The following is a 21,703-nucleotide window of genomic DNA, read 5'->3' on the forward strand; positions in this document are numbered from 1 at the left end:
GGTGCCGGACCAGACGCTGATGGTGCCGGACCAGGCGATACTGCGGGATCAGGCGGTGGCGGCCGTGCGGGCGGCCGACGGGCCGGGGCAGGTCACCGAGCTGCCCCGACGCTCCTGGTTCGGGGTGCTGCGCCGCACGGTCCGGGAGTTCATGGACGACGACCTCCCCGACCGGGCGGCCGCGCTGACCTACTACGCGGTGCTCGCCATCTTCCCCGCGCTGCTCGTGCTGGTGTCGCTGGTCGGGCTGCTGGGCAGGTCGACGACGGACCGCCTGCTCGACAACATCGAGCAGCTCACTCCCGGCGCCGCGCGCGACATCCTGCACAACGCCGTCAACGGGCTGCGCGACAGCGCCGGGTCCGGCGGGGTCGTCGCGATCATCGGCCTGGCCGGCGCACTGTGGTCCGCCTCGGGGTACATCGCCGCGTTCATCCGCGCCGCGAACGCCGTCTACGACATGCCGGAGGGCCGGCCCGTCTGGAAGATCGCCCCGCTGCGCCTGCTCATCACGATCACCCTGGTGGTGCTGCTCGCGGTCAGCTCGGTGATCGTCGTGTTCAGCGGTGCTCTCGCCGAACAGGCGGGCACCGCGATCGGCCTGGGCCACGAGGCGATCACCGCCTGGTCGTTCGCGAAGTGGCCGGTCCTCGTGCTGATCGTCACCGCCGTGATCGCGCTGTTGTACTGGAGCACGCCCAACGTGCGCCCGCACGGCTTTCGCTGGCTGACGCCGGGCAGCGTGCTGGCCGTCGTGATCTGGCTGGTCGCGTCGGGCGCGTTCGCCTTCTACGTGGCCACGTTCGGCTCGTACAACAAGACCTACGGGACGCTCGCCGGCGTCATCGTGTTCCTGGTGTGGCTGTGGCTGTCGAACCTGGCGATCCTGCTCGGCCTGGAGTTCGACGCCGAGATCGCCCGGGCGCGGGCGATCGCCGCGGGCCTCGACGAGGGCGTCGAGCCGTACGTGGAGCCGCGCGACACCCGCGCCTGGCCGCGCCCGCGCCGACGAGTCGCCCGGAACTGACAGGGCACGGAACGACCGGCTACGAGACGACGACGGGCTAAGGGACGACGGCGGGCTACGAGACGACGGCGGGCTAAGGGACGACGGTCACCGGCCACAGGCCGCTGCGGACCAGGCGGCTCGCCAGGGAGCCGATGAGCCGGTGCCCGGCGCTTTCGGACGCGCCGACGACGACCATGTCGGCCTGCACCTCGGCGGCGCTGCGCTTGATCCCGTCGAAGGGGTCGCCGGCGCGCACGAGGAAGCGGATCGGCACGCCGAGCTCCTCGGAGCGTTCCTGGATCGACGACCGCACCTCGGCGGCGATCGAGTCGATGACCTGCTGGACCGCCTCCCCGGCCGGGGCCGGCGACAGCGCCGCCCAGACCGACGGCGACGCCACGTACACGACGACGAGCCGGGACGCCTGCCGCCGGGCGAGACCCGCCGCGAACGCCGCCGCCCGCATCGCCGTGCGGGAGCCGTCCACCCCGGCGAGGATCGCCCGCGGGCCGTCCGTGCCGAGTTCGAACCGCCCCGGCTGCCACGCCGGCCCGAAGTCCTCGACCAGCATCACCGATGGCCCCACCTCAGCACTCACACCCGCAGTCTTTCGCACCCGACCGCGTCTGGACACCGGCGGGCGCCGGCAGCGCGCAGGCCGGTGGTCGGCATCAGGTGCAGGACCACCCCACCTGCCGGTGCCTCAGGCGCAGGGTTGCCTCAGGCACAGGGCCTGCCTCAGGCACAGGGCTGGTGGTAGGGCAGCGACGCGAACGCGTCGGTCCACTCCTCCGGTGTGATCCGGTTCGCCGGGTCGGCGCAGGCGGTGCGGGCGAGGCGGCCCGGGTCGGCCTCCCACAGCCGCAGCGTGCCGTCGTACCCGGCGGACAGCACGACGCCGGTGCCGGCGACGAACGTGACCGTGCTGATCGGGCGAGTGTGACCGTGCCACTGGGTCAGCGTGACCGGCGCGGCGGGGTCGCTGACGTCGAACAGGCGCACCGTCTCGTCGTCGCCGCCGGACGCCACGAGCGCGGGGGCGGCGCCACGGGCCACGCTCGAGACCCCGCCGAGCTGGCCGGCGACGACCGCCTGCGGGACGGGACGCCCGGGTTCGCGCACGTCCCACAGTCGGACGGTGGCGTCGACGCCGCCGGAGACGAGCAGGCCACCGTCACCGCCGAAGGTCACGGCACGCACGGCGCGGGTGTGTCCGCGCAGGACCGCGGCCGGTGTGGGGTGGGCCGCGTCGCGGATGTCCCACAGCCGCACCGTGCCGTCCTCCCCGGCCAGTGCCAGTGTCCGGCCGGCGGGTGCGAACGCGACGGAGTACACCCCGCCGGTGGACGTGTCGGCGCGGGAGCGCTGGGTCGGGTTGGCAGGGTCGGTGACGTCCCACAGCGCGAGGACGCCGTCGGCCCCGGCGGAGGCGAGGGTGTTGCTGTCCGGGCTGAAGGCGACGGTGCGCACGGCGTCGGTGTGCAGCCTGGCGACGGACCAGCGGGTGATGTGGGCCGGGTCGTGTACGTTCCACAGCCGCACCGCGCCGTCGGTGCCGCCGGAGGCGAGCAGGTCGCCGCCGCCGTTGAAGGCCAGCGCGCCGATCCAGCCGGTGCTCGTCACCGAGCCGAGCCGGACGAGCCGGGTGCGCTCGGCGACCTCCCACAGGGTGATGACGCCGTCCGTCCCGCCGGTGGCGACCCGGCTTCCGTCCGGGCTGGCCGCCGCCGACAGCACGGCGCCGGGCCCGGTGTCGACGGTGGTGGGGGGTACGTCGGTGCCGTACAGGGCGATCATCGCGCTGCGGGTGGCCGGCGAGCTCGGCGCCGCGGTGTAGGCCGCGAGGGCCAGGCGGCGGGCGAGCCCGTTGTCGTCGTCCTGAAGCGTGATCGCGCGGGTGGCGACCGAGTCGGGCACGTTCGACGCGGCCGACCCGTTCCCACCGCGGCCGACGAGCACCACGACCAGGCCCGCGGCGATGGCGATGACCGCGACCGCCGCCACGATCAGCCACGGCCGCCCCGAGCGACGCCGCCCGCGCGCCGACGCCGGCGCCGCGGTCTCGGCGCCCGACGCGGACGGCGCGCCGGCGGCCCAGCCGACGTCGTCGCCAACGCCGGCCTCGACCTTCGTCCCGAGCCTCTCCCTCGGCCCAGACCCGTCCCCGGGTCCGGACCTCGCCGCGATTCCGGCTTCGCGTTCGGGGGTGCGGGCGACGCCGCCCGACGCCTGGCCGACGGCGTGGCCCGACGGACGCGCGCCCGCGCCGCCGCGGGGCTCGGCCTCGGTCCAGATCGTGACCAGCCCGTCGGTGACCTCCGGCAGGCTCGTCTGCCACCGCTCCGCCGGCTGCCAGACGGAGTGCTGGCCCGACGGGGACGCCTCCCCGACCGGTCCGGCCGACCCGGCCGACCTGACCGGCCCGGACCCGCCGGTCGCGGCCGGCGGGCCGGAACGGCCACTGCGATCGCCCCGGTCCGCGGACGGCAGGGAGCCGGAGAGGTCGGCGCGTGCAGGCGTCGGCGGGAACTCGGGCGGCGGCCCGACAGGCTGATGATCGGTGATGGGGGTGACGGGGGTGAGGGGGTCCGCGGCGGCCGGGGTGGGGGGCGGCTGGGTGCCCCGCGGCGTGGTGTTCAGCGGCCGGATGAGCGCGGTCACCTCGGACAGCGACAGCGGCGGCTGTGGCACCGGGACCGGCGCGTCGGCCCGCAGGTCGAGCAGCCGGGCGTAGAGCTCCTCGGCGCGCGGCCGGTCCGCGGCGACCTTGCGCATCGCATCCTCGACGAGGGGGCGCAGGCTGTCCTCGAACCCGTCGAGCGTGGGCGGCTCGTTCACGGTGCGAAACAGCAGCCCGGGCGTCGGGCCGCCGCCGAACGGGTACCGGCCGGTCCCGGCGTAGATGAGGACACCGCCCCAGGCGAAGACGTCCGCCGCCGAGGTGACCTGCTCGCCCTTGGCCTGCTCGGGCGCCATGAAGGCCGGCGTGCCGAGCTGGCGGTCCCCGCCATGGTCGAGATCGAGCCTGGTGGCGGTGTCCAGGGCGCGGGCGATGCCGAAGTCGATGACCTTGGGGCCGAGCCGGGACAGCAGAATGTTGGACGGTTTGAGATCGCGGTGCACGATGCCGGCCCGGTGGATGGCCATGAGGGCGGTCGTCATGCTCACGGCGAGCTGGTGCAGCTCCGCCGTGTTCAGTGGGCCGCGCCCCACCACCGCCTCGGCGAGCGTCGGACCGTCGACGAACTCGGTGATCAGGTAGGGCTGCTCGGCGGTGATGTCGACGTCGAGGACCGCGGCGGTGCAGAACCGGGCGACCCGGCGGGCGTTGTCGGCCTCCTGCTTCAACCGCGCCCGGAACTCGGCGAGGCGGGCGAGGTCCGGGCGGATCAGTTTGACGGCCACCTGCCCGCCGGTGGGGGTCTCCCCCAGGTAGACCGTGCCCATGCCGCCCGCCCCGAGCCGGCGCAGCAGGCGGTAGGGGCCGACCTGGGTCGGTTCTGCGGGCCCAGGCCCGGGACGGCGGTCGTGCGCGCCGTCGGCGGTGGCGCCGTGACCGGATGGGTGGGACATCGGTGCGTCACTCCCGCCCTGGTCGTCGAGGAAGCCGGCCAAGGCTCGGCCGGTGGCTAACGGCTAGCGGCGCTGCGCCCTGGCCCGGCGCCGCCCCCGGGCCGCGAGCTGGTAGTGCACGGCCAGGAAGGACAGCGCGAGGAACAGCGGCAGCAGGACCGACGTCGCCGTCGCGCTGGTGTCCGCGGAGACGAGCACCATGTCGATCCCGGCGTCGAGGTCCTTGCCGCAGTCCGCCTTCACCGGGCGGTACCCCGGCCGGAAGCTGGCGAACTGGACGACAGTCTCGAAGGTACCGGCCTGGTCGGCGACGGCCCGCCCGACGAGTTCGCCACCGGCCGTGAGCACCGCCGGCGCCCCGGGCCGGCACCCGGCGCCGCGGGCGAACAGGGTGTCCCCCGCGGTGACGACGGTCCGGTCGAACAACAGCTCTCCGGGATGCGCCTCCCGCGCCACCGGGGTGCCGACCGGCGGTTCCGGTGCGCCGGCGGGAAGCACCGGGGTGCACGCGCCGAGCACGCGGACCGTGCCCTTGGCGCAGCGCGGCGGCGCCGGGACGGCGCACAGCTCGTCGAGCGGCACCGCGACGCCCCCCGGGCACAGCCGTCGCCCGGCCGGGCAGTCCAGCGTCGCCGCCCGCACCGAGCCGTCCCAGCAGACGACGGGGACGGGCGGTGACGGCGTCGGCGCCGGGCACGCCTCGCCCACCGGCACGCCGACCGGCGAACCGGCGCAGAACCGCTGCGGCAGCGGGCACTGGTCGGCGGTGTCGCGCACCGACCCGTCCGGGCAGGTGACCGAGGCATGCGGCGACGGCGAACCGCTGGTCGGCGTCGGCGCAGCGTGGTCGGTCCGGGTGGCGGTCGGCCCCGGGCAGGGCGTGGCGGCGGCCGCCGCCGGGCCGCGGGGGCGGGCCGGGGTCGCGCTTGCGCAGGGCGGCCGCTGGTCGCAGCCCGGCGCCGGTGACGATCCGGTCGGGCAGGTGGTCGAGCACGAGTCGGCGGACGGCTCTGCGTCGACGATGATCGGGCCCTCGGGCGCGGTCGTCAGTCCACAGGGCGGCGGCGGCGCGTGGCAGACACCGGCGGGGGAGGGGGCGGGGGCGCCGCGGGACGGCGAGGAGCAGGCCGTGGAGATGGGTCTACAGGTCCCGTCCGGGCCGGCGGTCGCGGCGGTCGGGCACACCGGTGCAGACGTCGGGCAGGTACCGGCACCGGCCAGCGCCGGGCAGACCGTGGGCGTGGGCGTGCAGTCCCCGCCGACGGCGAGGGTCGTCCCGCTCGGGCAGGCGGAGGGAGTGCTCGTCGGGCCGGTGGGGCCGGCTGAAGCCGAGGGCCCCGGGCCACTCGGCGACGCGGTGTTCTCGCCCCCGGACGGCTGCGCCGGAGTCGTCGGAGTCGTCGGCCTGGGCGGCGGCTGCGGCGCGGGATCCGTGGTCGCAGGCCCCGCCGGCGAGCCACCGGAACCCGGCGGAGTGCCACCCGACCCGGACTGGCGACCCGGTGAGCCGATGCCGGTGGAAGTACCCCCGGACCCGCCGGTGGAGGAAGCCCCGGACCCGCCGCCGGTGGCCGCGCCGCCCGTGGTGGACCCGGCGCCCGCACCCGGGTCACCTGCGGCTGAGCTGCCGGCGGGGGCGCCACCGGTCGAATCCGCGCCGGCCGCGAGGCCCCCGGACACTCCGGAACCCGACACGGCACCGGCCCCCGATGCAGAGCCGGTCCCCGACGCAGCGCCGGAATCAGCCACCGAGCCAGAACCCGACACAGAGCCAGAACCCGACGAATCGGCGGAATCCGATGAGACGGCGGAATCCTGCGTGCCGACGGAATGAGGCGGGGCATCGGTAGCCGTCGCCGCCGCGTCGTTCACACTCACCAGCCGGGGTGGCCCGAGCAGGCCGCCGGCCGCCCCCGCTCCCGCACACAGGAGCAGGACGCCAAGAAAGACGGTCGGCACGACCCCACGCCGAGACCGCCGCCCGAGTCGGTCGACCGATCGATGGCCAGACACCAGTGCGCCCCCCCGGGTGCGACCGGCAACACGTTGAGGCCGGCCCATCCCCATGACCCGCGAAAACACGTGATGCACGATTGGCGGAAGTCCCACCATACGACGCTCGTTAGAATAACAGCAGACCGGCCGCACATCCCGGTCGCGGGGGGAAGTAGTGACAATCGCAGGGCCGGCCGCGCGGCCGGCGCGGGAAAGAATTCTCATCACTGTTTGCCTGGCGGCGTGCCTCGGTTGGCTCATGTTGTCCCCGCCACCCGCTGCCCGTGCGGCGCCGGGGGGTGGCGTGGAGCTGGCCGTGACCGTCGACGGCCAGCCGCTCGGCCGGGGCGATCTCGTCCTCGATGCCGGCGCGGTAGCCCGAGTGGTGGTCGGCGTGCAGAACCTGAGCCGGTCGGACGTGGACGTCGACTCGGTGCGGCTGAGCGGCACCGTGCTCGGCCTGACCTTCTTCGACTACGACACCCGCGTCCGCACGACCGTGCCGGCCCGCGGCTCGGCGAACTGGACGGTCGATCTCGACATCCGGGACCTGGACGGGCGGGCCACCGGGCTGATGCCGATCGAGGTGGCGCTGCGCGACACCGATCTGCACACCGTGGCGAAGGCGACCGGAACCGCGAGTGTGCACGGCTCGCTGCTGTCCATCTACGGCCTGTTCGGGCTCGGCCTGCTGGTCCTGATGGGGCTGCTGTGGGCGGTGGCGCTGCTCCCCCTCGGCCGGCACGCCGCGCCGGCCGAGTGGTGGCAGCGGGGGCTGCGGTTTCTGCCGGCCGGCTGCGCGGTCGGGCTGTTCGGCGTCTTCGCCCTCTCCGCGACCCGCCTGTTGTCGCCCACCACCGCCGTCGACGTGTCCCTGACCGTCATCGCCGCGGCCGTCTGTTTCGCGATCGGCGCCCTGCTGCCCCGGTTGACCCCCGCCCGGCCCGCGTAGTCCCGCACCGCCCGTCCGCCGCGCACCCCGCCATCCAGCCGGGGCGTGTCGCTTGTTGACGCCATAACGACGCAGCGCCACCATTCAACTTCATAGAGTAGTTGCACGGTGGAGAACGCCAGGTCCTCCGTCGGGCGGACAGGAAAGGCGACTCACGTGCCGAACGACCGCAGGACCTTCATCCGCCTGGCCGCGCTGGCCGGCGCCGCCGCTCCCCTCGCGCTCGGCGCGGTCCCACCCGCCGCGGCGGCGACGGCAGGCGCCGCCACCGGCGACGCACCCGCCGCGGCGCCGCCGCCGCGTCCCCCGTTCGGGCGTCCGCCGGTGCTCGTCCCCGGCCCCAACGCCTACAGCCCGGGCCGACTGAAGGCCGGGAACGCCGCGGGACTGCTCGTCGGAAGCTGGGACGACTCCCCGTACAGCGCCATCGGCGGCATCTGGCGCGACGGGACCGTGCACTTCCTCCCGGGCAGCAACGATCCGGTGGCCGTCAACGAGGCCGGCGTCGTCGTCGGCGACGTGGTGACCCACTACGAACGCCAGGTGTTCCGCTGGTTCAACGGCAACTACCAGCGCCTGGAGCACCTCGGCGGCACCGACACCGCCGGCGGGCGCTCCAGCAGCGCGGCGGCCGTCAGCCCCACCGGGGCCGTCGTCGGCACCAGCAGCACCAACAGCGGCACGCGGCATGCCGTGCTGTGGCAGGGCCTTCGGCCGCAGGACCTCGGCACCCTCGGCGGCCCGTCGAGCCAGGCGTCCGACGTGAACGCCGCGGGCAACATCGTCGGTTCCGGCCAGACCGCCGCCGGCCAGTCACACGCCGCCGTCTGGTTCGGGGGAACCAGCCACGACCTCGGCACCCTCGGCGGGCCGACGAGCGAGGCCGTCGCCATCAACGATCGCGGGCAGATCGTCGGCCAGAGCGAGACCGCGGACGGCCACCACCACGCCGCGCTGTGGGACCGGGGCCGCGCGATCGACCTCGGCCCCCTGCCCGGCGAGACCACCTCGCGCGCGGTGGCGATCAACAATGCCGGCCAGGTGCTCGTCAGCTCGTACGGGCCGACGAACAGCGCCTTCCTCTGGCAGGCCGGACAGCGCACCCGGCTGTGGGCGCCCGACGGCTCCGTGGAGGCGACGGACCTGAACGACCAGGGAGTCGTCAGCGGCACGGTGACGGCCGCCGACGGCACCACACGCGCGTTCCGCTGGCGGGCCGGCCGGCTCACCGAACTCCCCACCCTTGGCGGCAACTACGCGAACGCGGGGGCCGTCACCCCTACCGGGATCATCCTCGGCACGTCCCATTCGGCGACCTCGCCGCTCCCGCAGGCGGTGTTCTGGCCGGCCCCCGGCCGCTGATCCCCCGCCGACCCGACCGGCCGCGAGGGCCGGCCGGGGAGGCCGGGAAAGCGCCGTCAGGCAGCCGGCTCGGCCAACACCAGAAGATATTCGAACTCGTACCGGCCCGGACCGCCGAGCGGGCCGAGATACTCGCCGGCGGCGAATCGCAGCAGGTCGTCGTCGAGTGCAGCGAGGAGTTTCGGATCCGGGCCGAGACGTTCGTATGTCTCGACCACCGGAGCGAAACACGCCCGGTAGAGCGTGCACCATTCCGCCGGCGAACCGGCGAAGTCCAGGCGGGCCGTACGCCGGTGCGTTTCCAGCCGGCCGACCCGGTCACCGAACAGGGCACGCACGTGGTCCGGGTCGCCCCAGTCCGTCGGCGCCGGCGCACCCTGCGCCCGGGTGGGGACGTACCGCTCCAACAGCGCGAACAGCCGTCCCATCGCCCCACCGGCGGTCCAGTTCGCCATCGCCACCGTGCCGCCCGGGCGGCACACCCGCACCAGCTCCCGGGCCGTCGCCGCCTGGTCGGGCGCGAACATGGCGCCGATACAGGACAGCACCACGTCGAAGTCCTCGTCGGCGAAGGGCAGCAGCTCCGCGTCCGCCTCCAGCCATTCCATGCTGATGCCGCGGTCGGCCGCGGCCTGCCGGCCCCGCTCGATGAGCTTGGGAGTGAGGTCGGAGGCGGTCACGTCCGCGCCCAGCTCCGCGGCCGCGATGGCCGCGTTGCCGCTGCCGGCGGCGACGTCGAGCACCCGGTTGACGGGGGTGACCCCCGCGGCCCGGACGAGGTCGCCGCCGAGGCCGACGAGCAGGCGGGCGATCACCGAGTAGTCCCCACGGGCCCAGGTCCGGCCGTCCGGGGCGGGCTCTCCCGGTGCCCCTGCGGCGGCGGCCGCCGCGTTCGCGGAACTCACTGGCCGCCCGACCAGCGCGTGTGCATCGAGATCGTCAACAGTCATGATCTTCCTTTCCCCGGCACGGGTTCACGGATTACACCGGGCCGATCCACCGCACCACAAAAGAAACCCCAGGTGGATCGCCACTTAACAGAGCGGAGCACCCATGAAGGGCACTCCACACCCGCCCCCAAGGCCGCTGAATATCCCCGGAAGCCGACAGGAAATATTCTCCGTGATCGGCCGGTGACACGCCAGCGATACGCATAGCCGGGGAATTGAAGCGGTCACGCCCCGGCAATGCGGCGGATGCGGTATAAGGCCCGTCCGGACGACGAGGGCGCCGGTCACCCGGTTTCGGCCGGCGGGCACGGCGCGCCCCAGGCCGGCGGATCGGCCAGGATGTCGGACGGGGCGCCCGACCCTCGGCAAACGCCGGCACCGACCAAACAGCGGAGGATCAGCATGAGCGAGTCCGGCGACGTCGCCGTCCAGACCCGGCCCGACCACGTCGCGGTCGTCGAGATCCGCCGGCCGCCGCACAACTACTTCGACGTGCACCTCGTCGAGGAGCTCGCCGACACCTACGACAAGCTCGCGGCCGGGTCCGAGGTCCGCGCGATCGTCCTCGCCGCGCAGGGCAGGCACTTCTGCGCGGGCGCCGACTTCGCCGGCGCCAGCACGGCGGCGGCGGTCACGGCCGAGGAGGGCGCGCCGGCCCTCTACCGGGCGGCGGCGCGGCTGTTCGCCGCCCCGATCCCGGTGGTGGCCGCGGTACAGGGCAGCGCGATCGGCGGCGGGGTGGGGCTCGCCCTGTCCGCGGACTTCCGGGTGGCGAGCCCGGAGACCCGGTTCGTGGCGAACTTCTCCCGGCTCGGCCTGCACCAGGGCTTCGGCCTGTCGGTGACGCTGCCGGCGGTCGTCGGCCGGCAGAAGGCGCTGGACCTGCTCTACACCGGCCGCCGGGTCGCCGGGCAGGAGGCGTTCGAGATCGGCCTGGCCGACCGGCTCGCCCCGGCGGAGGGGCTGCGCGACGCGGCGCTCGCGTTCGCCGCCGAGATCGCCGCGGCCGCGCCCCTGGCGGTGCGCAGCATCCGGCAGACGATGTGGGCGGACCTCGTGCCCGCGATCCAGGCCGCCACCGAGCGGGAGGCGTCCGAGCAGGCCATCCTGCGGGCCACCACCGACTTCGCCGAGGGCGTGCGGGCCACCGCCGAGCGCCGCGCCCCTCACTTCACCGGCCGCTGAACCCCGCTGTTCACGGGCGACCGGCGGTCGCGGGCGGCGGGGCACGGTTGTCGACGATGTCGCCGGTGGCGAGGTGGCAGCCGCGTTCGAGCAGGCGGCGTGCCGTGGACCTGCTGTCGACACCGTCGGCGATCACCTCGATGCCCAGGTCGATCACGGTGGCGAGGAACGCGTCGGTGAGGATGCGCAGCCGGTACTGGGTCGAGCGGTCGACCCACAGCGCCGTGTAGGCGGGATGCAGGGTGATCAGGTCGACGGGCAGCAGCCGCAGGCTGTCCACCGTGGTGTCCGCCGAGCCGACCTCGGCCAGGGAGATCCGCACGCCCGCGCGGTGCAGCCGGGTGAGGACCGCGGCGGTGGCGTCGAGGTCGCGGTCCCGGCCCGTCCCGCGGATGTCGAGGACGAGCGCACCGGCCGGCAGCCCCGCGTCGGCCAGGGCCGAGGAGATCTCCGCGGGTAGTCCCTCGCGGGCGACCCGCTCGGCGAGCAGCGGCACGTGCACCGCCGCCGGTCGCGCTCCGGGCTGCGTCCGGCCGGCGATCCACGCCAGGGCGTGGCGCAGCAGGAACCGGTCGAGGGCCGGCCCGACACCGGCCGAGTCGCCCAGGGCGGCCAGCCGTTGCGGACGGAACACGCCCAGCCGGGGATGATGCCATTCGAGCCGGGCCTGGTAGGCGGGCACCTCGTCGGTCGCCAGGTCGACGACGGGCCGCAGGCAGACGTCGAGCCGGCCGCCGCTCGGGTCGTCGCGGGCGGCCGCGGCGAGGGCGGCCCGCAGGGCGGGGACCGTGTCCGGCGCGCCGAGGCCGGCGTCGTAGACGGTGAGCAGTCCGGTCTTGCCGGACTTGGCCGAGTACATCGCCAGGTCCGCGCGATGCAGCAGGGTCTCGGCTGTGATCGCGGTGTCGGCGGTGCCGACGACCACGAGCCCGAAACTGGCCGCGACGGCGTAGGTGGTGTCGGCCAGCCGGACCGGAAGGCGCACCGCCTCCGCGAGCCGGTGCCCGATCGCCACCGGGTCCTCGCCGGCCTCGGCGTCGGACTCGGACTCGACGTCGGACTCGGACTCGGACTCGGACTCGGTCTCGGTACCGCCCCCGTCGTGGGGCCGGGCGCGGGCGGATTCGAGCAGGATGGCGAACTCGTCCCCGCCGAAGCGGGCCACGGTGTCGGTGGCCCGAACGGCGGCGGTGAGCCGGCGGGCGGTGACGCGCAGCAGCTCGTCGCCGGCCGCGTGCCCGAGCGTGTCGTTGACCTGCTTGAAGTCGTCAAGATCGCAGAAGACCACGGCGACCGGGTGGGGTACCCGGGCGTAGCGGGCCAGGGCCTGGTCGAGCCGGTCGGCGAACAGCGCCCGGTTGGCCAGGCCCGTCAGCGGATCGTGGAAGGCCAGCCGGCGCAGCTCCCGCTGGTTGTCCTCCAACCGCTCCAGCAGCCGCACGTTGTCGGCCATCGTCGTCAGCTGCCGGACGAGGGCCAGCACGAGTAGGCACAGCAACGCCCAGATCTCCTCCTGCCCGGCCAGATCGGTCCTCAGCACCCGCACGACCGCGACGGCGGCCGCGACGAGCAGCGGCAGGTAGGGCAGCATGACGTGCCACCAGCGCCGTCGGTACTCCGCGGCGGTCCACTGCGCCGCCGGGACCAGGACCAGGGGCGTCTGCACCGGCGGCAGCAGCGCGGCGAGACCCACCAGCAGCGGACCGATCACGAAGCCCATGTCCAGGATGCGCGGAAGGTCGGCGAGGCTCCGCGTCGTCGCGTACAGGTAGATCATGATGGCCAGCGCGAAGACCATCAGCCCCGAGCCGAGCAGGCTCAGGCCGAGCAGGGAACGCGGGCGGCGGAACGTGGCGATCAGGATGATCGTCACGGCGGTGACGAGCGCGGCGGCGGTCACGACCAGGGCCGGCAGGATGTCGTAGACGGGATGGTCGCCCTCCTTGATGCCGTTCTGCAGCACCGTCACCCAGGCGAGCAGCGCGACGGCGCCGGTCACGATGACGCTGTCGAGCACCGTGATCAGGTACCAGCGCCGCTGCCGGGCGGTGCCGCGCGCGAGCGTGTCGAACGGCTCGGTCGGATAGCGCAGCACCCCGGCCAGGCCGCACAGCCACGGCACCAGCAGGACCAGCATGGGCAGGGTGATGTGCGGCACGGGTTGTCCACCATGGACGACGTCGCGCAGCGAGGCGAGCGCCGTCCCCGACAGCGCCAGCACCATCACGCCGACGAGCAGGCGCCAGGAGCGTTCCGCGCCCTCGCGCCGGGCCGCGGTCACGAAGCAGGCCAGCGCGCCGGACGCCGTCGACGCGAGCCCGGCGGCCCGCACCACGATCAGCGCGGCCCGGGCGGGCAGCGTCAGCGTGGCCAGCGCCACCGCGACGACGACCACGGCGACGACGATCGCCGTCCACCGCCACCACCGGGCGACGGGCGGCCCCCCGAACCCGGCCGAGCGGGCCCGCGCCGGCCCGCGTGCGTCGTCCCGGATCCGGCCGTCACGCCCCGACCCGTCGTCACGCCCCGACCAGCCGTCACGCCGCGTCCGGCCGTCACGCCCCATCTGAACGTCACCGTCCAACCCGGCCGAGCGCGGCGTCACCGTGGCGGTCCGCCCCTCGGCCCCTTCGTACCTATGCCCGTCCGGCGACCCAGACCCGACCGAACCGGCCCGGCCGCTGCCCAGGGTGACCCCCGGTTCGGGGTCTGGCCTGGACGCCCGGCAGAGACCGGCGCTCCCGGGGCCGATGCACACCGGCGGCGACGGCCTGCCGGGCACCCGCGGCGAACGGCCACGGCGCTGCCCGGGCCGGTGTTCATCCGTCGTGCAGGACCGCGGCGAGCCGGTCGACCGCGGCGACGAGGCCCTCACCCGGAGTGCGGCTGTAGGTCAGCCGCAGGTGGGGGGCGACGACCTCGCCCACGGTGTAGGCACTGCCGGGCCCGACGGCGACGCCCGCCCGCCGGGCGGCCGCGGTGACGAGCCGGTCGTCGGCACCGGGCGGCAGCGGCAGCCAGACGTGCACACCCCCGCTGGGCGGCTGCGGCGGGCCGAGGGTGGGAAGGGCGCGCGCGATCGCGGCGAGCAGCGCCGCCCGGCGGGCCAGCAGCACCCGGCGCAACGAGGCCAGGTGCCGGCGCCAGCCCGGGGTGCTGAGCAGCTCCACCGCGGTCTGCTGGAGCACCGGGGCGACGAACAGGTCGTCGGTGATCCGCGCCCGGGCCAGCCGGGCCGCCACCGGGCCGCGGGCGGTGACCGCCGCGATCCGCAGGCCCGGGGACACGCTCTTCGACAGGGACAGCACGTGCACGACGTGACCGTCCGGGTCGGCGGCGGCCAGCGGGGGCGGGCTGACCGCGGTGAGATCCAGCGGCGCCACCCAGTCGTCCTCGACGCAGAACGCCCGGTGGTCCCGCAGGGCCGCGAGCACCGCCGGCCGGCGGTCCGGGGCGAGCACCGCCCCGGTGGGGTTGGCGTGCCGCGGCTGGAGGTAGACCAGCCGCGCCCCGCTGCGGCCGAGGACGTCGGCGAGATCGTCCGGGCGCACCCCGGCGCCGTCCGCCGGCACCGGGACCGGGACAAGCCCGGCGGCCCGCGCGGCGGCCAGCGCCCCCGGATAGGTGGTGTGCTCGACCGCGAGGGCCTCCCCGGGCCGGCCGAGGGCGCGGAAGACCAACGCGAGCGCCGCCTGCCCGCCGCTGGTGACGAGCACGTCGGACGCGGTGTGGGACGGGCTGACCAGGCCGGCGATCAGCCCGCGCAGGTCGGGCAGGCCGGCGACCGGGGTGCGATCCCAGGCGCCGGGCCGGCGCGCGGCGCGGGCGGCGGCCGCCGCGAGCAGGCCCACCGGCTGGGCCGCCGGATCCAGGTAGGCCGAGGCGAGGTCGAGCACGCCGTCGGGGACGGGTGAGTACAGGTCGGTCATGTCGTGCGGCAGGTCGTCGCGGGCGCCGAGCACGGCGGTCTGCCAGCTCAGGTCGGTCGACCGCGACGCCGGCGGCGCGGCGACGACGCTGCCGCGGCCGGGCGTGGTGAGCAGCAGCCCGCGGGCGGCGACCGCCGCGAGGGCCCGCTGCACCGTCAGCGCGCTCGCCCGGTGCCGGCGCTGGAGCTCCCGGGTGCTCGGCAGCGCCGAGCCCGCGGGCAGGCGGGCGCACAGCGCGGTCAGCTCGTCGACGATCCCCGCCGGCCCGCCCCCACCGCCCGGCCCGCCCCCACGGCCCGGCCCGGCCGCCGGCCCGTCGGCGCTTCCACCGATATCCTCGTACATGAGAGGCAAGGAAAGCGCATTCGTCGGGAGCGGGGAAGCGCGGGGGCTGGTGTCGGGCGCCGCGGGGGTGGTGGCGTTCAGCCTCACGCTGGTCGCGACCCGGGCCGCGGAGCCCGCCTTCGGTGCGCTGACCGTCGGCGCCGGGCGCGCCGTGCTGGCCGCCGGCCTCGCGGCGGCCCTGCTACGCCGCCGCGGCCTGCCCCTGCGCCCCCCGGACGGGCGGGCGGCGACGATCGTCATCGCGGCGACCGTGGTCGTCGGGTTCCCGCTGCTGACCTCGTGGGCACTCGCGGACGTCCCGGTCGCGCACGCCGCTGTCGTGGTGGGCCTGGCACCCGCGGCGACGGCCGGGTTCGCGGTGGTGTTGGCCGGCGAGCGGCCGAGGCCGCCCTACTGGGCGGCCCTGGGCGTCGGGCTCGCCGCGGTGCTGGCCTTCGCGGTGGTGCAGGGCGCGGGCCGGCCCCGGCTGGCCGACCTGCTGGTGCTCGCCGCGGTGGCACTCGTCGGCCTCGGTTACGCCGCGGGCGGGGTGCTCGCGCGGCGCTTCGACGGTGCGGCGGTGATCTGCTGGGCGCTGCTGGCGGCGCTGCCGGTCACGGTGCCGCTGACCGCGATCGGCCTGGCCGTGCATCCGCCGCGCGCGGTGACGGCCGGGGCGGCCGCCGGACTGGGCTACGTCAGCGTCGTGAGCATGTTCCTCGGCTTCGTCGTCTGGTATCGGGGGCTCGCCCTCGGCGGGGTGGCGCGGGTCGGGCGGCTCCAGCTCGCCCAGCCGGTGCTGACGCTGCTCTGGGCGGCACTGCTGCTCGGAGAGCCGCTGACGCCGGTCGGCGTCGGGACGGCGGTGGTCGTCATCGCCTCGGTCGTCCTCGGCCGTCGGGCTCCCGTACGCCCGAACCACGCCGGCTCCGTCACCGGCCCGGGCACGACCACGGCAGATCACCGGTAACGGCTGGTCGCGCTGGGCGGGTGGCCGAGCGCGGAGTTGCGGTGCGCAGTGCACGATCCACCGGCGTCAGACCGTGCACATCGCGCCGCGGCCGGCCCTGCCCCGGTTCGGACTCACGCCGCCGGGTCGCTCCCGTCGGTGCGCAGTGGATCGGGGGTGGCCCGCTGGGACGGGTGCGCGGCGCCCACCGGGTGGGCGCCGGGCGCCGCTCGCCCGCGCACTCACCAAGGGTGGGGGCGGCTTTGCCACACCCTGCCACCCACCGGTATGCATAAGGGTTCTCCGTACTTCACATCCGGCGGAACGAATCCAAACATCCGAGGCCGTGGAACCGGATTTCCCTCGGCCCCCCGCGAGCGGCCGAGACCCCCTTGGATGCCACACGTCGCAGGCCTGATCGGCATCGCCGCGGCGCCCACAACGGTGAATCCGCCACACCGAAGGCACCGATGGGGGGTGGCCGTCATCGGACGGTAATGAAGCACCTCACCGCGGTCACCCGATGAGGCCGTTCATCCCCTCGTCCCGCTCATCCTCGCGGACACCGTGGCGCCGGAGGAAATCGAAAAGCCGCAGCGCCGGTGCTCGCAGCGGGACCCACCACAAAGGCATGTGTGTCGCCCGATACCTTGTGCTGCCCCTCGCCCGGTAGCCCGGTCCGACCGAGCGTCGACCCGACTACCACCCATGGGCCGGCAATGGGCCCGAAAGGGCCCGAAAGGGCCCCGTCCCCCATGTGGTGGACGGCCCGGGACAGGCACCAGCCCAGGAACAGGAACCAGGCTCGTTCAAGGCACGGAGACGGTGAGGAATGAGAAGAAGCCTGCGTTCATCCGTCGCGGCGATAGCCGCGGTCGCCAGCATGGTCGTCGGCGTGACCGCGTGCGGCGGAGGCGGGGGGAACGGCGGGGACATCCTGAGCCAGGCCCGCAACGGCGGGTCCGACCCGTGCGCGCCGACACCGGGCGTCGACCGCGACACGGTCGGCCTCGGCCTGCTGTACTCCGGCTCGCCGTACGACGGCGACCCCAGCGCGCTGTTCCGGGCGGGCGTGGACGCCCGCCTCGGCGAGCAGAACGCCAAGGGCGGGATCTACGGCCGCCGGCTGTCCTACCGCATCGAGGACGACGAGGCGGTCCCCGCGCTGAACGCCGTCGGCGGGCGCGCCCTGGCGCAGCGCGACAAGGCGCTCGGCATCCTCCAGTTCAGCGTGGCGGCCGCCGGATCGGCGAAGCAGCTGGAGTCCACCGGGGTGCCCGTCGTCGACGGGCAGATCACCGATCCGTCGCTGGCGCCCCGCTCGAACGTGTTCAGCTACTCCCGGCCGGCGGTACAGGAACCCACCTCCAGCGGCTGGGGCGAGTTCCTCGCCAACCGGGGCGCGCACCGCGCGGTCACGGTCTCCCTGGAACTGTCCTCCGCCACCCGGTCGACAGCCGACGCCGCCCGCCGCAGCGTGCTCGCCGCCGGCCTGAAGGTCTCGGACAACCTGCAGGTGCCGAGCGGTCCCTTCGACGCCGACCGGTTCGTCGACGAGGTCCGGGACTCCGGCGCCGACAGCCTCATCGCCTTCGTCCCGGCGCCGAACTTCTACCAGATCGTCGCCGCGGTGCAGGACGCCGACCTCGGCCTCAAGGCGATCCTGGGCAACCCGACCAGCTACGACCGCAGCCAACTCGCGCGAGTCGGCGACTCCGCCGCGGGGGCGTACGCGTTCCTCGACTACACGCCGTTCGAGCTCAACACCCCGGCGCACCGGCGGTTCCTCGCCGCGATGGCCGCCTACGCGCCCCAGGCCGCCGCGCTGCCGGACGGCACCGCGCTGATCGGCTGGATCAGTGCGGACCTGCTGCTGCGCGGCATCACCACCGCCGGCGTCTGCCCGACCCGCGCCGGCGTGCTCGCCGGCCTGCGCCGCCAGACCCGCTTCGACGCCGACGGGCTGCTGCCGGCGGCGATCAACCTGAGCAGGGGCGTGGCCAACATCGCGCCCTGCTACGACTACGTCCAGGTCACCCAGGACGGCAGGAAGTTCGTCCCGGTGCCCGGCAAGCCACGATGCGGGCGGATCCTGCGGGCCGGCTGACCGCGCCGGCCGAGTGACCCCGCCGGCCGGGTGACGGCCGGGTGACCGCGCCCGCGCGAACGGCCGGGTTCCCGCCGCCGACCCGAGCGGGCGGACGGCGGGAACCCGGCGCGCCGGGGCATCACCCCGCGGTGAGCAGGTCGGGCGACCACCTAGCGTACGGTCGGCCACTTACCCCAGTAGTAGAAGCCGGGGTGCCATTCCTTGGGATGCCAGACCTTCGGGAAGTAGTGGTGGTGCCACCAGTAACCGGGAATCCAGTAGCCGGGTTCCCAGTATCCGGGGTGGAAGATCCGGTGCTGCCCCTTGTGGTCCTTGGGGCCGTCGTGCGGCTTGTCCACCGCCTTTGGCGGCGGCGGTGCGGGCGTGGTGGCGGCCGGACCTGGGCTTGCCAGTGACGGCGTGGCCGCGCCGGCGGGCGCGGCCGTCAGGAATGCGGCGAAGGCGAGGACGACAGCCAGGAGCAGATGTCTGCAACGCTTGATGATTTTCATGCACATCCCTTCGGCAGATGCGCCGTCACGACACCCCGACCGTTCGGATCTCCCGTCGGCAGGCCCTCCCCGGCGCACCTGCTGAATACCCTCGCCACCCTCCGCACAATCGTCGGCACGCCACGTTGTCGTGATCGGGCGAACCGCATTGTTCGGCGTTCGATACCCAGCCTCCGCCCGCTACCGGAATCGACACGTTCTGAATCCGACGGAAAAGGCGGCTTTTCCTGCGGTGCCCGTCCGCGCAGGCGGCTCGTCAGAGCACGGCACGTCAGGACACCGCGCGCCAGGACACGGCACGTCACGACATGGCGCGTCAGGAGACGGTACGACCGAGGTGACCGGCCAGCCGACGGTAGGCGTCCGCGTCGGCGGGCACCTCGACCACCGGGCCGAAGGGCATCTCCTCGCGGCCCTCGACCGGCACGGCCCGCCGGGCGATCTCCAGCGAGATGACGGCGAGCTCGGGATCGAGGCCGCCGGTGCGGCCCGTCGCGACCGCCAGATCCCAGGCGTGCGTCGTCAGCTCCTGGGTGTAGGCCGCCGCGGCAACCCGGCCGGGCAGCACCGCCCAGGGCAGGCGCAGCGGCCGGTCGAGCAGGGCGTCGTCGGACCAGACCGCGCGCAGCTCGGCGGCGGCCTTCGCGTAGCGCTCCGCCCAGCCGTCGAACGGCACCCCGGTGGTCACCAGCGGCAGCTCCCGGGGGTCGCCGCCCCGACCGGCGACGGCGACCCGGTCGACCACGGTGAACAGGTGCCCGACCAGGGTGGCGACGTCGAACTCGGAACAGGGCGTCGACAGCGCGATCTGGTCCGGCTCGACGGCGGCGACGAGCCGCCCCGCCTGGTCGAGGGCGCGGTCGAGCAGCGGACGCGGGTCGTCCAGCGGGTTCATGGAGGTGCTCCTTCGGTCGTCGTCGGTCGCAGTGGCGTGTTCGGGGGCGACGGTAGCCACCGAACAGGACACCTCCTGTCCTGTTCACGGCGCCGGACACGCCCGCTCGCGCGGCACCCCGGGAGACATGACCAGGCCACAGGCCGGATACCTACTCATCACGCTCAGGCCTGGTACACCCACGGCTTCTACGGCTCGGTCAGCCACAACGTCAAAGGGGTCTACCAGCGGTATCCGATCGTGACCCCCTGAGCCGGCCGGGCCGCCCCCGGGATCGGGCTCGGCCTACGGTGATCGGGTGCGTGCGAGTCGACTGATCGCCATCACCATGATGTTGCAGGCGCACGAGCGGCTCACCGCCGCGCAGATCGCCGGGCGGCTCGGCGTGAGCGACCGGACGGTCCGCCGGGACCTCGACGTCCTCGGTGAACTCGGGGTGCCGCTGTACTCCGAGCGGGGACGCGGCGGCGGGTGGCGGCTGGTCCACGGCTGGCGCAGCGACCTGTCGGGGCTCACCGCCGACGAGGCGCACGGGCTGTTCCTGGTCGCGGGTCCGGCGGCGCGTCCCGGGCTCGGGCTGGAGCCCGCGGTGGACTCGGCGCTGCGCAAGCTGCTGGCGGCCCTGCCGGCGGCGACCCGCCCGGACGCCGAGGCCGTCACCGCCACCCTGCTCGTCGACCCGGGCCGCTGGGGTGGCCCCGCCGTGACGCCGCCCGCCCCGCTCGCGACGCTGGCCGGCATCCTGCGGGCGGGCCACCGCGCCCGGGTCCGTTACGCCGGCCGGGCCGCCCGCGCGGCCGGCGAGCCCGCCCGCGACCGGGACGTCGACCCCTACGGCCTGGTGCAGAAGGGTGACGTCTGGTACCTCGTCGCCGGGACGGACGCCGGCCCGCGCACGCTGCGGGTCTCCCGCATCGAGTCGGTCACCGAGCTCGACGAACCGGCGAACCGTCCCGCCGACCTCGACCTGCCGGCCCTGTGGGCGCAGTCGCGCCGCGCGGTCGAGGAACGGATGTGGGCCTACCGGGTCCGCCTGCGCGCCGACCCCGCGATCGTGCCGATCCTGCTCGGCGTGCTCGGCGCCCGCGGCCGCATTGAACCGCCGGCCGCGTCCCCCATCGGCGGGAGCACCGCCGATGGCGCCGAGCATCTGCCGGCGCGCATCGCACCCCTGGGCACCGTGGACGACCACACCGCCGGCTGGACGGCGCTGTGCGCCTCGTTCCCGAGCGCGGCCGTCGCCGCCGCCGACCTCGCCGGATTCGGCGCCAGGGTCATCGTCGACGAGCCGCCCGGCCAGCCGGACGGCGTCGCCGCGCACCTTCGGCGCATCGCGACCGAACTGCTCGCGCGATACTCGGGCCCGGCATCGCGGACGGCACCGAACCCCGAGGCCGAAGATCGTCAGGAGATCGCACCATGACCCAGACCGGTACCGAGCCCCAGACCGGCGCCGAGACCACCGGACCCGATTTCGCCGAGCTGCCGCCGCGCAGCCGTCTGGTCGCCGAAGCGCTGCACGCGGCCGGGGCGGAGCAGGCCGCGCGAGCCATCCGCGAGCTGCCCGACTCGGCACGGACGGCGGCGGAGGCCGCCGCGGCGGTCGGCTGCGAGGTGGGCGCGATCGCCAACAGCCTGGTGTTCGTCACGGAGGCCGCGCAGCCGGTGCTGGTGCTGACCAGCGGCAGCCACCGGGTCGACACCGACGCGCTCGCCCCCAGGCTCGGGGTGGCCGCCCTGTCCCGGGCCAGCGCCGCCCAGGTGCGGGAGGCGACCGGGCAGGCCATCGGCGGGGTGGCCCCGGTGGGTCATCCGGCGCCGCTGCGCACCGTCGTCGACGTGACCCTCACGGACCATCCCCGGATCTGGGCCGCCGCCGGCACCCCGCACACCGTCTTCCCGACGACCTACGAGGAGCTCGTCCGGGTCACCGACGGCACCCCGCTGCCCGTGACAGCCGACTGAGCCGCCGCCGGCAC

General features: G+C 75.1%; 18 protein-coding genes. 10 read left to right on the forward strand and 8 right to left on the reverse strand.

Going from position 1 to position 21,703, the window contains the following annotated elements:
• Positions 1 to 19 precede the first annotated feature (19 nt).
• On the forward strand, positions 20 to 1,027 hold the full coding sequence (locus FRAAL_RS24135; protein ID WP_041940947.1) for a YihY/virulence factor BrkB family protein: 1,008 nt from the start codon (positions 20 to 22) through the stop codon (positions 1,025 to 1,027).
• Positions 1,028 to 1,100: 73 nt separating this feature from the next.
• On the opposite strand, the gene FRAAL_RS24140 is transcribed toward FRAAL_RS24135, so the two are convergent.
• From FRAAL_RS24140 to FRAAL_RS24150, 3 genes are all read right to left on the reverse strand, one after another.
• Entirely contained in the window at positions 1,101 to 1,607 is a 507-nt protein-coding gene (locus tag FRAAL_RS24140; protein WP_231861333.1) for a universal stress protein, read from the reverse strand.
• A 140-nt stretch (positions 1,608 to 1,747) separates the two neighbouring features.
• Complete coding sequence (locus FRAAL_RS24145; protein WP_173402703.1) at positions 1,748 to 4,582, reverse strand: WD40 repeat domain-containing serine/threonine protein kinase; 2,835 nt, start codon at positions 4,580 to 4,582, stop codon at positions 1,748 to 1,750.
• A 63-nt stretch (positions 4,583 to 4,645) separates the two neighbouring features.
• Positions 4,646 to 5,359, reverse strand: coding sequence for a hypothetical protein (locus tag FRAAL_RS24150; RefSeq protein ID WP_231861334.1), 714 nt, complete (start codon positions 5,357 to 5,359; stop codon positions 4,646 to 4,648).
• Between FRAAL_RS24150 and FRAAL_RS24155 the strand changes: the two genes are divergently transcribed.
• The 3 genes from FRAAL_RS24155 (at position 5,349) to FRAAL_RS24165 (ending at position 8,891) form a co-directional block, all read left to right on the forward strand.
• Positions 5,349 to 6,416 carry a hypothetical protein gene (locus tag FRAAL_RS24155; RefSeq protein WP_157734432.1) on the forward strand — a complete coding sequence of 356 codons (1,068 nt, stop codon included), beginning with the start codon at positions 5,349 to 5,351 and terminating at the stop codon, positions 6,414 to 6,416. The two genes, FRAAL_RS24150 and FRAAL_RS24155, sit on opposite strands and share 11 nt — an antisense overlap.
• 477 nt (positions 6,417 to 6,893) lie before the next feature.
• Positions 6,894 to 7,529, forward strand: coding sequence for a hypothetical protein (locus tag FRAAL_RS24160; RefSeq protein ID WP_083867044.1), 636 nt, complete (start codon positions 6,894 to 6,896; stop codon positions 7,527 to 7,529).
• Positions 7,530 to 7,685: 156 nt separating this feature from the next.
• The gene (locus tag FRAAL_RS24165) at positions 7,686 to 8,891 is read left to right on the forward strand and encodes an HAF repeat-containing protein (RefSeq protein ID WP_041939725.1); all 1,206 of its coding nucleotides are present in this window, start codon (positions 7,686 to 7,688) and stop codon (positions 8,889 to 8,891) included.
• A 56-nt stretch (positions 8,892 to 8,947) separates the two neighbouring features.
• Here the strand turns inward: FRAAL_RS24165 and FRAAL_RS24170 are convergent, their stop codons facing one another.
• Positions 8,948 to 9,841 carry a class I SAM-dependent methyltransferase gene (locus tag FRAAL_RS24170; protein ID WP_083866911.1) on the reverse strand — a complete coding sequence of 298 codons (894 nt, stop codon included), beginning with the start codon at positions 9,839 to 9,841 and terminating at the stop codon, positions 8,948 to 8,950.
• Positions 9,842 to 10,243: 402 nt separating this feature from the next.
• On the opposite strand from FRAAL_RS24170, the gene FRAAL_RS24175 reads away from it, so the two are divergent.
• Positions 10,244 to 11,026 (forward strand): enoyl-CoA hydratase/isomerase family protein, encoded by a 783-nt coding sequence (locus FRAAL_RS24175; RefSeq protein ID WP_011606631.1) that lies wholly within the window; start codon positions 10,244 to 10,246, stop codon positions 11,024 to 11,026.
• A gap of 10 nt (positions 11,027 to 11,036) precedes the next feature.
• Here FRAAL_RS24175 and FRAAL_RS24180 read toward each other — a convergent pair whose 3' ends face one another.
• Together FRAAL_RS24180 and FRAAL_RS24185 are read right to left on the reverse strand one after the other, a co-directional pair.
• Entirely contained in the window at positions 11,037 to 13,592 is a 2,556-nt protein-coding gene (locus FRAAL_RS24180) for an EAL domain-containing protein (RefSeq protein WP_157892208.1), read from the reverse strand.
• 253 nt (positions 13,593 to 13,845) lie between these two features.
• Complete coding sequence (locus tag FRAAL_RS24185; protein WP_011606633.1) at positions 13,846 to 15,300, reverse strand: aminotransferase-like domain-containing protein; 1,455 nt, start codon at positions 15,298 to 15,300, stop codon at positions 13,846 to 13,848.
• Here FRAAL_RS24185 and FRAAL_RS24190 point away from each other — a divergent pair.
• Both FRAAL_RS24190 and FRAAL_RS24195 read left to right on the forward strand, forming a co-directional pair.
• Positions 15,299 to 16,249, forward strand: a complete 951-nt coding sequence (locus FRAAL_RS24190; RefSeq protein ID WP_011606634.1) for a DMT family transporter — start codon at positions 15,299 to 15,301, stop codon at positions 16,247 to 16,249. The two genes, FRAAL_RS24185 and FRAAL_RS24190, sit on opposite strands and share 2 nt — an antisense overlap.
• A gap of 811 nt (positions 16,250 to 17,060) precedes the next feature.
• The gene (locus FRAAL_RS24195) at positions 17,061 to 18,335 is read left to right on the forward strand and encodes an ABC transporter substrate-binding protein (RefSeq protein ID WP_011606636.1); all 1,275 of its coding nucleotides are present in this window, start codon (positions 17,061 to 17,063) and stop codon (positions 18,333 to 18,335) included.
• Positions 18,336 to 18,487: 152 nt separating this feature from the next.
• On the opposite strand, the gene FRAAL_RS24200 is transcribed toward FRAAL_RS24195, so the two are convergent.
• Both FRAAL_RS24200 and FRAAL_RS24205 read right to left on the reverse strand, forming a co-directional pair.
• The gene (locus FRAAL_RS24200; protein ID WP_011606637.1) at positions 18,488 to 18,829 is read right to left on the reverse strand and encodes a hypothetical protein; all 342 of its coding nucleotides are present in this window, start codon (positions 18,827 to 18,829) and stop codon (positions 18,488 to 18,490) included.
• Positions 18,830 to 19,145: 316 nt separating this feature from the next.
• Positions 19,146 to 19,724, reverse strand: a complete 579-nt coding sequence (locus FRAAL_RS24205; RefSeq protein ID WP_011606638.1) for a TIGR03086 family metal-binding protein — start codon at positions 19,722 to 19,724, stop codon at positions 19,146 to 19,148.
• Positions 19,725 to 19,760: 36 nt separating this feature from the next.
• On the opposite strand from FRAAL_RS24205, the gene FRAAL_RS36210 reads away from it, so the two are divergent.
• Genes FRAAL_RS36210 through FRAAL_RS24215 form a run of 3 tightly spaced genes read left to right on the forward strand, consistent with a single transcriptional unit; the run spans position 19,761 to position 21,689 of the window.
• Positions 19,761 to 19,976, forward strand: coding sequence for an alkyl sulfatase dimerization domain-containing protein (locus FRAAL_RS36210; protein ID WP_011606639.1), 216 nt, complete (start codon positions 19,761 to 19,763; stop codon positions 19,974 to 19,976).
• A 46-nt stretch (positions 19,977 to 20,022) separates the two neighbouring features.
• Complete coding sequence (locus FRAAL_RS24210) at positions 20,023 to 21,147, forward strand: helix-turn-helix transcriptional regulator (RefSeq protein WP_011606640.1); 1,125 nt, start codon at positions 20,023 to 20,025, stop codon at positions 21,145 to 21,147.
• A complete protein-coding gene (locus FRAAL_RS24215) occupies positions 21,144 to 21,689 on the forward strand; it encodes a YbaK/EbsC family protein (protein ID WP_011606641.1) in 546 nt (181 codons plus the stop codon). The genes FRAAL_RS24210 and FRAAL_RS24215 overlap by 4 nt, the downstream gene beginning before the upstream one ends.
• Positions 21,690 to 21,703 lie beyond the last annotated feature (14 nt).

Source organism: Frankia alni ACN14a (assembly GCF_000058485.1).
Taxonomy (GTDB): Bacteria; Actinomycetota; Actinomycetes; order Frankiales; family Frankiaceae; genus Frankia; species Frankia alni.

Excerpts from the sequence above, each read along its gene's own strand:
- FRAAL_RS24190 (WP_011606634.1), top strand. The coding sequence starts at position 15,299 with ATGAGAGGCAAGGAAAGCGCATTCGTCGGGAGCGGGGAAGCGCGGGGG.
- FRAAL_RS24170 (WP_083866911.1), bottom strand. The coding sequence starts at position 9,841 with ATGACTGTTGACGATCTCGATGCACACGCGCTGGTCGGGCGGCCAGTG.
- FRAAL_RS24205 (WP_011606638.1), bottom strand. The coding sequence starts at position 19,724 with ATGAACCCGCTGGACGACCCGCGTCCGCTGCTCGACCGCGCCCTCGAC.
- FRAAL_RS24185 (WP_011606633.1), bottom strand. The coding sequence starts at position 15,300 with ATGTACGAGGATATCGGTGGAAGCGCCGACGGGCCGGCGGCCGGGCCG.
- FRAAL_RS24180 (WP_157892208.1), bottom strand. The coding sequence starts at position 13,592 with ATGGGGCGTGACGGCCGGACGCGGCGTGACGGCTGGTCGGGGCGTGAC.
- FRAAL_RS24175 (WP_011606631.1), top strand. The coding sequence starts at position 10,244 with ATGAGCGAGTCCGGCGACGTCGCCGTCCAGACCCGGCCCGACCACGTC.
- FRAAL_RS24215 (WP_011606641.1), top strand. The coding sequence starts at position 21,144 with ATGACCCAGACCGGTACCGAGCCCCAGACCGGCGCCGAGACCACCGGA.
- FRAAL_RS24145 (WP_173402703.1), bottom strand. The coding sequence starts at position 4,582 with ATGTCCCACCCATCCGGTCACGGCGCCACCGCCGACGGCGCGCACGAC.
- FRAAL_RS24195 (WP_011606636.1), top strand. The coding sequence starts at position 17,061 with ATGAGAAGAAGCCTGCGTTCATCCGTCGCGGCGATAGCCGCGGTCGCC.
- FRAAL_RS24135 (WP_041940947.1), top strand. The coding sequence starts at position 20 with ATGGTGCCGGACCAGGCGATACTGCGGGATCAGGCGGTGGCGGCCGTG.
- FRAAL_RS24200 (WP_011606637.1), bottom strand. The coding sequence starts at position 18,829 with ATGAAAATCATCAAGCGTTGCAGACATCTGCTCCTGGCTGTCGTCCTC.